Source organism: Microcosmobacter mediterraneus (assembly GCF_031846265.1).
GTDB lineage: Bacteria > Bacteroidota > Bacteroidia > Flavobacteriales > Flavobacteriaceae > Microcosmobacter > Microcosmobacter mediterraneus.
The window spans coordinates 154195-167972 of record NZ_JAVRIA010000006.1 but is presented as its reverse complement, the minus strand read 5'-3'; the positions used below and the strand labels follow the sequence as shown (position 1 = coordinate 167972).

Sequence of the window (13778 nt, the reverse complement as noted above, 5' to 3'; positions counted from 1 at the left end):
CGTCTTTTTTTAGTATTAGAACGCCTGTTTTAAACTATTCCTAACCATCCACAGCGACATTACTAAGTTTCCAATTACAAAAGTTGCACCTAGTATAAAGAAACGTTTTGCGGTTTCAGAAAAGGTAATTATTTCAAAAGTATCAGATAAATAAGCTAGTAATCCATAAGACGATAAGCAAACAAAAATAATCCCTAAAGAAAAATTTAATTTTCTACTTGGTTTAATCAATTGCCATATAAAAGGAATCCCAAATAAAAGAATAGGATATGCAGTAATACCTTCACTACTATTTACTGAAGTAAACCAGTAGGCAATCATAGTTATGAAATATAAATAAGGGATAAACTTTGAGAATTTACGAACACGTTTCATATTTGCTATTAATTAAAATGAAGTAGTTCTATGTATACGCTCTATATTGTATTTAGGATTTTTTATTTAACGTAAATAGTAGTTTGCTATTATGCTAAACTGAAATAATAACACAATCTTAACTTTTTGAGGTAAATAAGGTGTACTTTTGCACGCTCAAAATCAATAGCATTATGGCTACAATAAAAAATATCGCAATTATTGCACACGTAGATCACGGGAAGACAACCTTGGTTGATAAAATTATGTACCATTGTCAGTTGTTTCGCGATAATGAAAATACTGGAGATTTAATTTTAGATAACAACGATTTAGAACGCGAACGTGGTATTACTATTACTTCAAAAAACGTTTCAGTAGTCTACAGAGATACTAAAATTAACATTATTGACACACCTGGTCACGCCGATTTTGGAGGTGAGGTAGAGCGTGTTTTAAACATGGCTGATGGCGTTTTATTATTGGTTGATGCCTTTGAAGGCCCAATGCCACAAACACGATTTGTTTTACAGAAAGCTATTGATTTAGGTTTAAAACCATGTGTCGTTATCAACAAAGTTGATAAAGAAAATTGTACACCAGATGAAGTTCATGAAAAGGTATTTGATTTAATGTTTGAGCTTGGCGCAGAAGAGTGGCAATTAGATTTTCCTACAGTTTATGGATCGGCTAAGCATAATTGGATGAGTAACGATTGGAAAGATCAAACTGATAATATAGAGCCATTATTAGATATGGTTATAGAGCATATTCCTGAACCAAAAATTGAAGAAGGCACAACACAAATGTTAATTACATCTCTAGACTTTTCATCTTTTACAGGACGAATAGCTATTGGCCGATTGACACGAGGTAATCTAAAAGCGAATCAGCAAATTTCATTGGTAAAAAGAGATGGTTCTATCGTGAAAAGTAAGATCAAAGAGTTACATACGTTTGAAGGTTTAGGTCGCAAAAAAGTAGACCAAGTACAAACAGGAGATATTTGTGCAATAGTTGGCTTAGAAGGCTTTGAAATTGGCGATACTGTTGCTGATCTTGAAAATCCTGAAGGCTTAAAAACTATTGCTATTGATGAGCCAACCATGAGTATGTTATTTACCATTAACGACTCTCCGTTTTTTGGTAAAGACGGAAAATTTGTAACCTCTCGTCATATTAAAGAGCGTTTAACTAAAGAATTAGAAAAAAACTTAGCACTTAGAGTTGAAGACACTAATAGTGCTGATAAATTTATGGTCTTTGGTAGAGGTGTTCTGCATTTATCTGTTTTAATTGAAACGATGCGTCGTGAAGGTTATGAGCTTCAAATAGGTCAACCGCAGGTAATCATCAAAGACATTGATGGTGTTAAATGTGAACCATTTGAAGAAATGACTATTGATTTGCCTGAATCAGTTTCAGGTAAAGCAATTGAAATGGTAACCATGCGTAAAGGAGAAATGCTTAGTATGGAAGCTAAAGGCGATCGTATGGTATGCGAATTTATGGTACCTTCTAGAGGAATTATTGGGTTACGTAATCAGTTGCTTACAGCTACTGCTGGAGAAGCTATTATGGCACATCGTTTTAAAGAATATCAACCTATTAAAGGTGGTATTCCTGAGCGACAGAATGGATCTTTAGTATCTATGGAAAAAGGAACGGCTATTCCTTATTCGATTGATAAATTACAAGACAGAGGAAAGTTTTTTGTAAATCCAGGTGAAGAAATTTATGAAGGACAGGTTATTGGAGAGAATTCCCGTGGCGATGATATGGTTGTTAATGTAACTAAAACTAAAAAGTTAAGTAATGTACGTTCATCAGGAGCAGATGATAAAGCTAAAATTGTTCCTGCCATTAAGTTTTCGTTAGAAGAGGCTTTAGAATATATTCAGAAGGATGAGTATGTTGAGGTAACTCCAAACCACCTTAGGTTGCGCAAAGTACTTTTAAAAGAAGTAGATCGTAAGCGATCTAAAGCATTATAATATGGAATTTTTTGGCGTATCCGTAACGGAATGGGTTGGTTATTTAGCATCAGCTGTATTACTGATTTCTTTCATGATGAAGGACGTTAACAAATTGCGTATTGTTAACTCCTGTGGTGCTGTCTTATTTGTTATTTATGGAGTTATGTTACTAACCTCTTGGCCTATTATCATAACCAACTCAGCTATCATAGGAATTAACTTGTACTATATTCTTAAAAAAAATTAGGAGTTTACACACTCCATAATTAATGATGTGTACGGAATATTAAAGGAGTCTTCATCTAGTGTAGAGCTAATCGACTCGAAATAGCCTTCTGCCAATTTAAGATACTGTTCTTGTGTTCGCACAAATTTCCCACGATCTAGTTTTAGAAACAAGCGTGCTAATTTATTTTGTTTTGGTCTATAACAGCCATCAAAAGTAATTAACTTTCCTCCAGGCTTTAGAGTTTTACTAGCAATAGCGAATACTTGTTTAGCTTCATCATCATCTAGATGATGCAATACACCAACAGAAAGCGCTAAATCAAAGTTTTTATGTTCAGAAGCAATGAACTCATTAACTGTTGCACAAATAAATGTTCCTCTATCATAATAGTTTTTTTCTGCTGCTTTAATATAGTCTGCATTAATATCAAAACCATAATAATCTAACTTAGGAAGAAAATCAAGAATATTTCCTGGACCGCAGCCAATATCAAGGACTTTTGCATTCGGCTGAGGTTTCACAAATTCTTTAATAAAAGCTGCTCTTGCACTATCACCACCAACAATCCTCTGATAAGTCCAGTAGACTAGTGGATTCTTTAAGATAAGGTATGGTAAGGATTTTAAATTCATGCAATTATTTTGCCTTCGAATATAAGTTTTTAATTAATAATTAGTTCTTTTGTTTTACTTAAAATCTAAGATGACTAAGCAAGGTAAAGAATTATGGTTTTTTATAATACTGATAATAGTATTACAGGTATTGATTTCTTTTCAAGGTTTTGATTTTTGTGATGAAGGATTTTCTTTAACGTTCTACCAGCAATTTTTTAATGCTCCAGAGTCTGTAGAATATGTTTTTGTGTATTGGCTATCTGGTCTTGTAGGTGGATTATGGTATGAGATTAATCCTAATGGTGGCATACTATGGTTTAGGATTTTAGCTATCCTTGTAAATACATCAAGTTTTATTCTTGGTTATAAAATACTTAAGAATTTTATAAACACGCGCTTAGCATTAGTTGGGCTTACTATGGTTTTGTTTGCTAATGATTTTGGTTTCTTAGTGTTTTATCACAATCACCTAACGACATTATTAGTACTCTTAAGTATCTATTTGCTTTATAGAGGTATACTTAAAAAACACAAGAGGATAATATTCGCTGCTGGTTTTGTTGTGTCAGTAAATTACGTTACTAGAATTCCAAACCTTACTATGACTATTTTGGTTTTGGCAATTCCGTTTGCGTTTATTCTTAAGATGTTAAGTAAATCTTTATCTCTTAAAATGGTATTACAATTTGTAATTGGACTTTTATGTGGTATTGGATCTATTGTACTATTGCTATTTGCTTTTGGTCAGCTAGATATTATGGAAAGTGCAATCCAGTCTTTATTTAGTCTAGGACGAACATCTGATAGTGCACATGGTATCCTATTTTTAATTAAAATCACCTTAGGAAACTATAAAAAAGTGGTAGTAATTATTGCTCTTTTATTGTTGCTTTTCGGACTTATATCTTACCTGAAAAGCTTAAAAATAAGTAAGCTTCTCAGCTTGCTAATAGATGGTTTTAGTATACTCTGTTTATGTATTCTAATCTACTTTGGTAAAATACATTTTGTTTATGCATTTGGTATAATAGGTGTTCTAAGTGTCATAATAAATAAAAATGAGGAAGCTATATTTAGAATCATTGCGCTATTAGGATTATTAATGTTGGTATGTCTGCCATTAGGAAGTGGAGGCGGAATGGTAAGTAGTGGAACCATGTGTATTTGGTTGGCTTTACCAGTAGGACTTCATGTGATGTTTAATTATGGTTTGACTAGTGCTTCTTTTGTAGTGCTTGAAAAGCCTATATCTATTAATCTTTATAGTCGTGCTCTTGTAAAGCTAGGACGTTTTATTGTAGTTATTTTTCTTGCTATTAAGGCATATAACATTTCTCAACGTGCTTATTTTGATCATGGTGCGCGATGGCAAAAAAAGGCTATTGTAAATCATCGATTAGCTACGAATATTTATACTACAGAGCAGCGATCTAGTATAACGAATGATGTGTTAGAACAATTAAAATTATATGTTAAGCCAGATGATTATCTTTTTGCTTATGATAAGATTCCAATGCTACATTTTCTTACAGAGACTAAGCCATATCTCTACAATCCTTGGCCATGGATTTTTAATGGCGAATTGTTTGAGCAAAAGCTTAATAAAGCTGAAACAACAATAGAAAAATTGCCAATTATTGTTCAGCAGAAATTCGAAACTATTTACCAACTATCAGAACCATTTAATGATTATTTAGATGAAGAACGAGAAGATAGTGAACGTTTTAATGCATCCAGAACCAAAGCATTTAATACATTTTTAGAGAAGCATAATTATCAGATTGTTTGGAACAATGCTTACTTCAATATTTATAAATCTGAAAAAAGTGAATAATTACCATTTATCTAATACTAATGAATTATTTACCTTTAGACCTCAGTTAATCAATTTATGAATAACCTAAAAGATCTATCTATAATAATTCCTGTATTTAATGAAGAGGAAAATATCTCTGAACTTTATACACGATTATCAAATGCTATACAACCAATAACAGAAGATTATGAATTAATTTTTGTAAATGATGGTAGTTCTGATGGCTCGCTTCAAAAGGTTCAAGAATTGTCCAAACAGGATAATCGCGTTTTTTTTATAGATTTTAGCAGGAATTTTGGTCATCAAATTGCACTTACAGCTGGCTTAGATTTTTGTAATGGTAAGGCAGTAGTTATTATTGATAGCGACTTGCAAGATCCTCCAGAGCTTATTTCGGAGCTTTACAATAAATATAAAGAAGGTTTTGATATTGTCTATGCGCAACGAGAACGAAGGCGTGGTGAATCCTTTTTGAAGAAACTGACAGCCAAATTATTTTATCGACTTTTTAAGCGCCTCGTTTCTTTTGATATCCCGCTCGATGCTGGTGATTTTAGGATTTTTGACCGAAAGATTGTTCTATCATTAAGGAACATGACAGAACAAAGCAAATTTCTAAGAGGACAAATGGCTTGGTTAGGTTATAAGCATACCAAAGTGACTTATAACAGGGACAGCCGAAAAGATGGAAAAACAGGTTACTCTTATGGTAAGATGATAACACTAGCTATTGATGCGATTACAGGGTTTTCAGATAAACCTCTGGCATTTGTAAGACGACTAGGATTCTTTATCTCATTTTTATCGTTCTTAGTCATTCTATTTGCTATTTTCTCTCATTTTGTATTAAAACAGACGATAACTGGATGGACATCGTTAATTGTAAGTGTAATGTTTATTGGAGGGATTCAATTATTCTCAATTGGAATTATTGGTGAATACATTAGCAGAATTAATAGAGATGTTAAGAATAGACCACTTTATATTGTGGACAAGACCAATATTGAAAGCAATAACTAAATTTTCACTATCTATAAAATTGTAAAATATCATAAAGATTTAAAGGAGGATTGGAACAGTTTTGTTGCCAAATCTAAGAATGGAACATTCCTATTTCAAAGAGATTTTATGGACTATCATAGTGATCTATTTAGTGACCATTCTCTACTGATATATAAAGATAAAACTTTACTAGGTTTACTGCCTGCAAATCTAAAAGATGGTAAATTATATTCTCATCAAGGACTTACTTATGGTGGTTTAATATTAACAGTAACGATTAAGTTTAAGTATGTTTTAGAATGCTTTAAGACGCTTTTGCAGTACTTAGAGAATGAAGGGATTAAGGAACTAGTTGTAAAACAAATTCCGAGTATATATTGTTCTCATCCTTCGGCGGAATTAGATTATATTTTTTATAAGTTAAATGCTGAATTATATAGAAAAGATATTCTTTCAGTTATTGCCACTACTACTGAAGATATTAAGTTTTCAAAAGATAGATTGGATGGCGTAAAGCGAGGTGTTAAGAACAATTTAATAGTAAAAGAAGAATATACTTTTGATGATTTTTGGAACGTAATCCTTATCCCAAATTTAGATAGAAAACACAAAACAAAACCAGTACATAGTCTAGACGAAATTAAGTTATTGAAACAAAGGTTTCCTAACAACATTAGACAATTTAATGTATATAAAGACAATGAGCTTGTAGCAGGAACTACAATTTTTGAAACCAAAAATGTTGCACACTCGCAATACATTTCAGGAAATAGCAAAAAAAATATGCTTGGGAGCTTAGACTTTTTGCACAATCATTTATTATGCAATGTATTTAATAGAAAGGCGTTTTTTGATTTTGGTATTTCTCATGATAATGATGGTAAAGTAAATGAAGGTCTATTGTATTGGAAAGAAGGGTTTGGAGCAAGAAGCATTACTCAAGATTTTTATGAAATTGATACTACAAATCACACCTTACTAAACTCAGTATTTTCATGATAAAGTTTTTAGACTTACAAAGGATAAATGCTAGGTTTAATGATGAATTAAGCCTTTCTATGCAAAAGGTGATGGAATCGGGACATTTTATTTTAGGCGATTGCGTCAGTGCTTTTGAGAAACAATTTGCTGCCTATTGTGGCACAAATTATTGTATTGGTACTGCAAGTGGATTAGATGCTTTAACTCTTATCTTAAAGGGCTATATTCAATTAGGTAGACTAAACAAAGGTGATGAGATTATTGTACCTGCGAATACGTTTTACGCTACTGTTTTATCAGTAATTCAAGCTGATTTAAAACCAATTTTGGTTGAGCCACAAGAGGATACTTTAAATATTTCTCCTGAAAAGGTTAAGGTTTTAATTAGCTCTAAAACTAAAGCAATTATTGCTGTTCAATTGTATGGTCAGTTAGCTGATATGAATACATTAAAAGTACTAGCTGATACACATGATTTATTATTAATTGAAGATGCTGCACAAGCTCATGGAGCTGAAGATGATACTGGAAATAGAGCTGGTAACCTATCTGATGCTGCAGCGTTTAGTTTTTATCCGAGTAAAAATTTAGGTGCTCTTGGTGATGGTGGTGCCATTACAACTTCAGACTCAGATTTAGACGCTATTTTAAGATCGATCAGAAACTATGGTAGCGATAAAAAATATAAGTATCAGTTTTTGGGATTGAATAGTCGTTTGGATGAATTACAAGCTGCATTCTTAAGTGTAAAACTAAAATATTTAGATACAGATAATACCAAAAGAAGAGCATTTGCAAAACTATATCTGGATAAAATTAACAACTCTAAAGTTACCTTACCTAATTACAACGTTTCTAAGTCTCATGTGTATTATGTATTTGCGCTTAGAGTAGCTGATAGAGTGGAGTTTATGAACCATCTAAAACAAGATGGTATTGAGACACATATTCACTATCCAATAGCACCACACCAGCAAAAATCCTTAAGTGAATTTAATCATTTACATTTGCCCATAACCGAATCTATACATAATAGTATTGTGAGTATACCTCTGAGTCCTGTAATGACAGAAAGCGAGATACAACAAGTTATTGATATAGTTAATACCTACTAATTGAAAAAGTTTCAGAATTATATAAACAATAATGTGCTTTTTAAAGTAGCAGACCTCAATACTGCGACTATTATTACACGTATTATTGCTGGTATTCTTACTTCTAAAGCTATTGCAATTTTTATCGGAGCTGAAGGCTTAGCCTTAATAGGAAATCTAAGGAACTTTTTAAGTGCTATACAGTCCTTATCTATTTTAGGGATGTATAAAGGTTTAGTGAAGATGATTGGCAGAATAAAATCTGATGTTTCTGAGCTAAGTAAAGCCATATCAACAACCTATTATTTAGGTTTCTTTACAACCATAATACTTGCATTTTTAAGCTATTATAATGCAGAGTACATTAATGATTTTTTGTTTTCTGATAATTATAACTACACCTATATTATAGAAATTTTAGCTATAGTATTACCATTTTATTCTCTAAACATGTTTGTGTTTGCCATAATGAATGGCTTTTCTAAATTTAGAATGTTGCTGGTTATTAATATCATAGGGCAAGTATTTGGCCTTTTAATAACACTACTACTTATTTGGCAAAATAAAATTGATGGCGCTTTAATTGCAGCAGTTATTGCACCTTCATTAGCCTTTTTAATAACCTTGGTTGGTATTGCTAATCAAAGAAATTTAATGGGAATTATTAAATTAAAAGCTATAGATGGTTCCGTGATAAAAACGTTGAGTCCGTATATGCTTATGACTGTTGTTACTGCAGTAGCTTTACCAATGATTTACATTTTAATTAGAAATTATATTATTGATAATGTAGGTATAAAAGAAGCAGGTTATTGGGAAGCAATGAACCGAATTTCTGACTATTACCTCATGTTTGTAAATAGTTTATTGGCATTATACATCTTGCCAAGATTTAGTGAAATTAAAGGTAAAAAAGCCTTTAGAGACGAGGTATTTGGATTTTATAAGTCTGTAATTCCTTTCTTTATTGGTGGCTTAATATTAATTTATTTTTTAAGATCATTTATTATTAATATCGTATTCACCGATGAGTTTGCACCAACAGAATCTCTTTTTGTTTGGCAGTTAGCTGGTGATCTAATAAAAGTCCTTTCAGTTGTTATTGTATACAAATTTTTAGCCAAGAAAATGTATTGGCATTTTATTATTCTTGAGGTGTTTTTATTTGTGATTTTATATGTTTCTAGTGTCTATTTAATTGATATTTATGGCATAGAAGGTGCTGTTATTGGTCACTTTATTACTTATATAATGTATTTTGGTATAGTGCTATTAATTTTTGGTAGCTCATTGTTTGGTGTTATACAAGAGGAAAACTAAATTAATTTTTTTGAATCCATTTATTAATAAAATAAAGAACAATCTATTAGTAAAAATAGCTTCATTAAATTCCCTGTCCGTTTTTTTAAGGTTATTTACAGGGTTTTTAACGACTAAGTTTTTAGCTGTTTTTGTAGGCGCTGAAGGGCTTGCGCTTATCGGAAATTTTAAAAATTTCTTAACGCCTATTCAATCTATTTCTACATTAGGATTCTATTCTGGAGTAATAAAGTATGTAGCAGAATTTAAGCATAAGGCGTTTAGATTGAGCAAAACTATTTCATCGATTACTTACATAACTTTTTTAGCAACATGTGTAGTTTCTATAGTGTGTTTTATAAGTTCCGATTATTTAAGTAAGTTGGTTTTTTTAGGAGATACTAATTACAGTTTTGTATTTAAAGTCTTAGCTGTAGCATTACCTTTTTATACTGCTCAAGCCTTAATCATGTCTGTTTATAATGGGCTTTCAAAATTTAAAACGGTTCTTTTTATCGCTATTGGAGGACAAATTGTTATCACCATACTCACACTTTTTATGATATGGTGCTATCAATTGTTTGGTGCTTTATTAGCTATGGCTATTGGAGAGGCACTTATTGTTTTTGTGTCATTTTTATGGATAAGGAAAGATGCAAGATTGCTTAAGCTTATAAAGCGCAAAAATGTAAACTTAGCCAGTTTAAAAAGACTTAGTCATTACTCTGTTATGGCTTTATTTACTGCAATTTGCACACCATTAGTTGCTATATTAATACGCTATTATATCATCAATAATGAAGGTATTGAAGCTGCTGGATTTTGGGAAGCCATACGCAGAATATCAGGTTATTATCTATTATTTGTGACGACTCTTATTGCACTTTACGTTTTACCAAAGCTTTCAGAAATAAAAACTGATACAGGATTTAGAAACGAAGTTTTAAATTTTTATAAAACTATTATTCCCTTGTTTGCTTTAGGTTTAGTAATTATCTATTTCACTAGATCTTTAATTGTTAAAATTCTTTTCACCGAAGATTTTGTTGAAGTAGAATCTTTATTTCTTTGGCAAATTATTGGTGACTTTATTAAAGTATTAGCTATGGTTATAGCGTATCAGTTTTTAGCAAAAAAAATGTTTTGGTATTATATCATTACAGAAGCCATTTCTTTATCACTCACTTATGTTTTGAGTGTTTACTTTATAGATAGTTTAGGTGTTAAAGGCGTTACTGTTGCACATGCAGTTAGTTACAGCATATACTTTATAGTAATCCTAGTGATTTTTAGAAGACCATTATTTTTTCCTAAAGACGCTTAGTTTTACCCTTATCCAAAGGGAAATAAACTTAAATAAAGCAGTAAGATCCATATTCTTTAAAGATAATTTTATTTCGTACTTAATTCGGTTTAATAGAGCTTTGTCTTCATCTTTAGATTTATTTAATCTTAATGCTTTTTTGCATACCTTATAAGTGGAATTAGACATACTGTTCTTTCCGAATAAATAGAATTGCTTACCAAGAGAATTTTTTGTAATTCTTTTTTTAATTAAAACTTGGTCTACATAGTCATAAGCGAAATATCTAGAAGATCTAAACCAAAAATCTAAATCTTCATAACTTAAGCTTTCATCATAACCATGAAGTTGATCTAAAACACTTTTTTTAATAAGCATTGACGATGCTGAAATAAGATATTCTGCAACAAGTTCTTTGTAAATAAAACCTGTTTTTGGAGTATGCTTAGCTTTTCCGTGGTTATCTATAGCATATTGATAGTTAAGTAATTTATTAGTGTCATCTATATAAGCCACATTAGAGAATACGACACCTAAATTATCATAGTCTGAGTTATAAAATAATTTAACTCTTTCAGAAATAGAATTAGGTAGTAATACATCATCTGTAGCAAAGTCAATAACATAATCTCCTTTAGCGAGTTTTAGTGCTTTGTTAAATGAGGTTGTATTTCCTAAATTTTTTTCATTTTTGATATAGGTTGCGTTATTGTTTTTAACCCAATCAACGATTAATATAGCAGATTTATCTGTACTAAAATCATCAACTATAATGACCTCTATAGCTTTGTAATCTTGAGAAGTTACTGAGTTTAAAGCTTCAATAACATAATTACTATGATTGTAGCAGAGACATATAACAGAAACTAAAGGCTGTTGAGACATGTATTAAATTCTTACATTTACGCAAATGTAAAAAAAGCCAATTAACTAGAGCATTTGTAGAGAAGTAATGTCATTAATACTAGAGATTTTAATTTCCACAACTAATAAAACCAATTTAAATTTTTTGGATCGTTTATTTGTTCATAATTCTTTGGAGGATTTTAATATCATTATTATAAATCAGACCTCTTCTAATGCGCTTTTAGAGTCTAGCAATCCTAACATAAAAGTTATTAATTCATTTGCAAAAGGGTCTCCAGCAAGTAGAAATTTAGCCATTAAAAATTCTACTGCAGATATTTGTTTAATGGCAGACGATGATATTGTTTACGAGCCTAATCTCAAAGCAACTATTTTATCAGCATACCAAGAGCATCCTGAGGCTGATTTTATTTCCTTTGAGGCTAAAAATGAATTTAATAAATCACAAGCACCATATCCACAGGAAGGATGGCATTCAAAATCTTCGCTAACAACTATATTTACTTGGGTTATTACTTTTAAAAGAGACATATTTAGCAAAAAGAGTATTTACTTTAATCATCATTTTGGAGTTGGTTCTACCTTTAAAGGATCTACAGAATATGTGTTTTTAAGAAACGCCTTTGATAAAGGTTTAAGGATGTATCATGTTCCTAAAACCATTGTTATGCATCCCGAAGAAAGTTCTGGCCGAAAAATGGGTAGTGACAATGCTTTTTATGCAAGTTCAGCAAGAACCTATCGTTTTCATGGAAATTTAAGTTATTTTTGGCTCGTTAAGTACATATTTAATGTATTAAGAAATAAGCATATTTCCTTAACAGAAATACCACATAAATTTAGAGTAGGTTGTAGAGGTATTTCTAAATACAAAGCTCTTGAGAAATCTAGAGATATAGATAACGTATATTTTGATTAAGTTACTACAAATACCAAAAGTGCACGATGTAAGAGGAAGTCTTGCTGTTTTAGAAAAACAAGATTTACCCTTTGAGATTAAGCGCGTTTATTATCTCTATGATATACCTACAGATACTTATAGAGGAGGACATGCTCATAAAATACAAGAATCTATCATTATAGCTTTGAGTGGTAGTTTTGAGGTTGTGCTAGATGATGGTAAAGAACGACAATCAATACTCCTAAATAAACCCAATGAAGGATTATATATTGGCACAGGTATTTGGCGCGAAATTCAAAATATTTCTTCAGGAGCAGTTTGTTTTGTTTTAGCTTCTTCAGAGTACGATGAAAACGAATATATTAGAGATTATGATGCGTTTTTGTCATCTAAACAATCGTAAATCTATATGGTGTTTTCTTAAATAATTTCTTGAATTTAAGATCACTTTCAATAGCGAGTTTGGGAGTTTTAGCAGTACCCTTTGAAATAGACTAATATTACTTTTACTCATAGCGTTAAGATACTGTTTTGATGCTTCTATATTCCCTTCAATTTTAGACTGAAAAGCTAAAGACAAACGGTTTAAATCTAAATAGCGTTTTAAAGATTCATTGCTCTTCTCTTCAACTAAATATGCATCCAAATCCATAAATGACCGCTCAGTAAGTTTAGAAGATGTAATACTATCATCATTATTAATAGTGTAAATACTACTTATAGTATTATTAAAAGCTACAGGATGCTTTAATGCTAATCTAATCCACAAATCTATATCTTCTCCAGAAGTATAGTACTCGTTAAAACCATTAGCTTTTAAAAAAATGTACTTTGGAATAACAACTGAAGAAGTATGCGCAATACTATTATGCATAGATGAGTTAAAATAATCCGTTAAAACACCTTTCCAATGCGTGTTATTAGTAATACCATTATAATGACTTTTAATATCATTCTCATTTTGTCTACTAACATAGGCTTTAGCATATAATCCACACTTTGGAAATTCTTCGTAGAGTAACTTTAGATCTTCAAGATGGTGTGGTAACCATAAATCATCAGCATCTAAAAAAGCAATAAGATTTGAGTTAGCTTTTGTAACTCCATAATTTCGGGCCATAGAGACACCAGAGTTTTCTATGGTATATAATAAGATCCTTGAGTCATTAAAATCACTAACTATAGATGCGCTAAGATCTGTAGATCCATCATTTATAATAATAATTTCAAAGTTGGAGAATGTTTGTGATAGAACACTGTTTAAAGTTTCAGATATATAGTTCTCTTTATTATAGAGAGGGATTATAACCGAAAAATATGGTGTCATTTAAACTAAAATTTG

At 31.1% G+C, this 13778-nt stretch carries 14 protein-coding genes; 10 read left to right on the top strand and 4 right to left on the bottom strand.

What is annotated here, in order from left to right; translation table 11 throughout:
• Positions 1–15: 15 nt before the first annotated feature.
• On the bottom strand, positions 16–375 hold the full coding sequence (locus RM697_RS11360; RefSeq protein ID WP_311428015.1) for a hypothetical protein: 360 nt from the start codon (positions 373–375) through the stop codon (positions 16–18).
• A gap of 173 nt (positions 376–548) precedes the next feature.
• On the opposite strand from RM697_RS11360, the gene typA reads away from it, so the two are divergent.
• Together typA and RM697_RS11350 are read left to right on the top strand one after the other, a co-directional pair.
• Positions 549–2348, top strand: coding sequence for a translational GTPase TypA (gene typA / locus RM697_RS11355; protein ID WP_311428014.1), 1800 nt, complete (start codon positions 549–551; stop codon positions 2346–2348).
• Between the two features lies 1 nt (position 2349).
• A complete protein-coding gene (locus RM697_RS11350; protein ID WP_311428013.1) occupies positions 2350–2577 on the top strand; it encodes a uroporphyrinogen decarboxylase in 228 nt (75 codons plus the stop codon).
• On the opposite strand, the gene RM697_RS11345 is transcribed toward RM697_RS11350, so the two are convergent.
• Complete coding sequence (locus RM697_RS11345; RefSeq protein ID WP_311428012.1) at positions 2574–3191, bottom strand: class I SAM-dependent methyltransferase; 618 nt, start codon at positions 3189–3191, stop codon at positions 2574–2576. The genes RM697_RS11350 and RM697_RS11345 overlap by 4 nt on opposite strands.
• A 70-nt stretch (positions 3192–3261) precedes the next feature.
• Between RM697_RS11345 and RM697_RS11340 the strand changes: the two genes are divergently transcribed.
• From RM697_RS11340 to RM697_RS11315, 6 genes are all read left to right on the top strand, one after another.
• Positions 3262–5007, top strand: coding sequence for a hypothetical protein (locus tag RM697_RS11340; protein ID WP_311428011.1), 1746 nt, complete (start codon positions 3262–3264; stop codon positions 5005–5007).
• Positions 5008–5064: 57 nt separating this feature from the next.
• Positions 5065–6009, top strand: coding sequence for a glycosyltransferase family 2 protein (locus RM697_RS11335; RefSeq protein WP_311428010.1), 945 nt, complete (start codon positions 5065–5067; stop codon positions 6007–6009).
• A gap of 108 nt (positions 6010–6117) precedes the next feature.
• The gene (locus RM697_RS11330; RefSeq protein WP_311428009.1) at positions 6118–6990 is read left to right on the top strand and encodes a GNAT family N-acetyltransferase; all 873 of its coding nucleotides are present in this window, start codon (positions 6118–6120) and stop codon (positions 6988–6990) included.
• Positions 6987–8087, top strand: a complete 1101-nt coding sequence (locus RM697_RS11325) for a DegT/DnrJ/EryC1/StrS family aminotransferase (protein WP_311428008.1) — start codon at positions 6987–6989, stop codon at positions 8085–8087. The genes RM697_RS11330 and RM697_RS11325 overlap by 4 nt, the downstream gene beginning before the upstream one ends.
• Positions 8088–9386 carry an O-antigen translocase gene (locus RM697_RS11320; RefSeq protein WP_311428007.1) on the top strand — a complete coding sequence of 433 codons (1299 nt, stop codon included), beginning with the start codon at positions 8088–8090 and terminating at the stop codon, positions 9384–9386.
• Positions 9387–9396: 10 nt separating this feature from the next.
• The gene (locus RM697_RS11315; protein WP_311428006.1) at positions 9397–10689 is read left to right on the top strand and encodes an O-antigen translocase; all 1293 of its coding nucleotides are present in this window, start codon (positions 9397–9399) and stop codon (positions 10687–10689) included.
• Here the strand turns inward: RM697_RS11315 and RM697_RS11310 are convergent.
• Positions 10666–11553: a glycosyltransferase family 2 protein gene (locus RM697_RS11310; RefSeq protein WP_311428005.1), complete on the bottom strand. Its 888-nt coding sequence runs from the start codon at positions 11551–11553 to the stop codon at positions 10666–10668. The genes RM697_RS11315 and RM697_RS11310 overlap by 24 nt on opposite strands.
• A 124-nt stretch (positions 11554–11677) precedes the next feature.
• On the opposite strand from RM697_RS11310, the gene RM697_RS11305 reads away from it, so the two are divergent.
• Together RM697_RS11305 and RM697_RS11300 are read left to right on the top strand one after the other, a co-directional pair.
• Positions 11678–12454, top strand: a complete 777-nt coding sequence (locus RM697_RS11305) for a glycosyltransferase family A protein (RefSeq protein ID WP_311428004.1) — start codon at positions 11678–11680, stop codon at positions 12452–12454.
• Complete coding sequence (locus RM697_RS11300; protein WP_432277885.1) at positions 12444–12839, top strand: sugar 3,4-ketoisomerase; 396 nt, start codon at positions 12444–12446, stop codon at positions 12837–12839. The genes RM697_RS11305 and RM697_RS11300 overlap by 11 nt, the downstream gene beginning before the upstream one ends.
• Here the strand turns inward: RM697_RS11300 and RM697_RS11295 are convergent.
• Complete coding sequence (locus tag RM697_RS11295) at positions 12822–13763, bottom strand: glycosyltransferase family 2 protein (protein WP_311428002.1); 942 nt, start codon at positions 13761–13763, stop codon at positions 12822–12824. The genes RM697_RS11300 and RM697_RS11295 overlap by 18 nt on opposite strands.
• Positions 13764–13778: the final 15 nt, after the last annotated feature.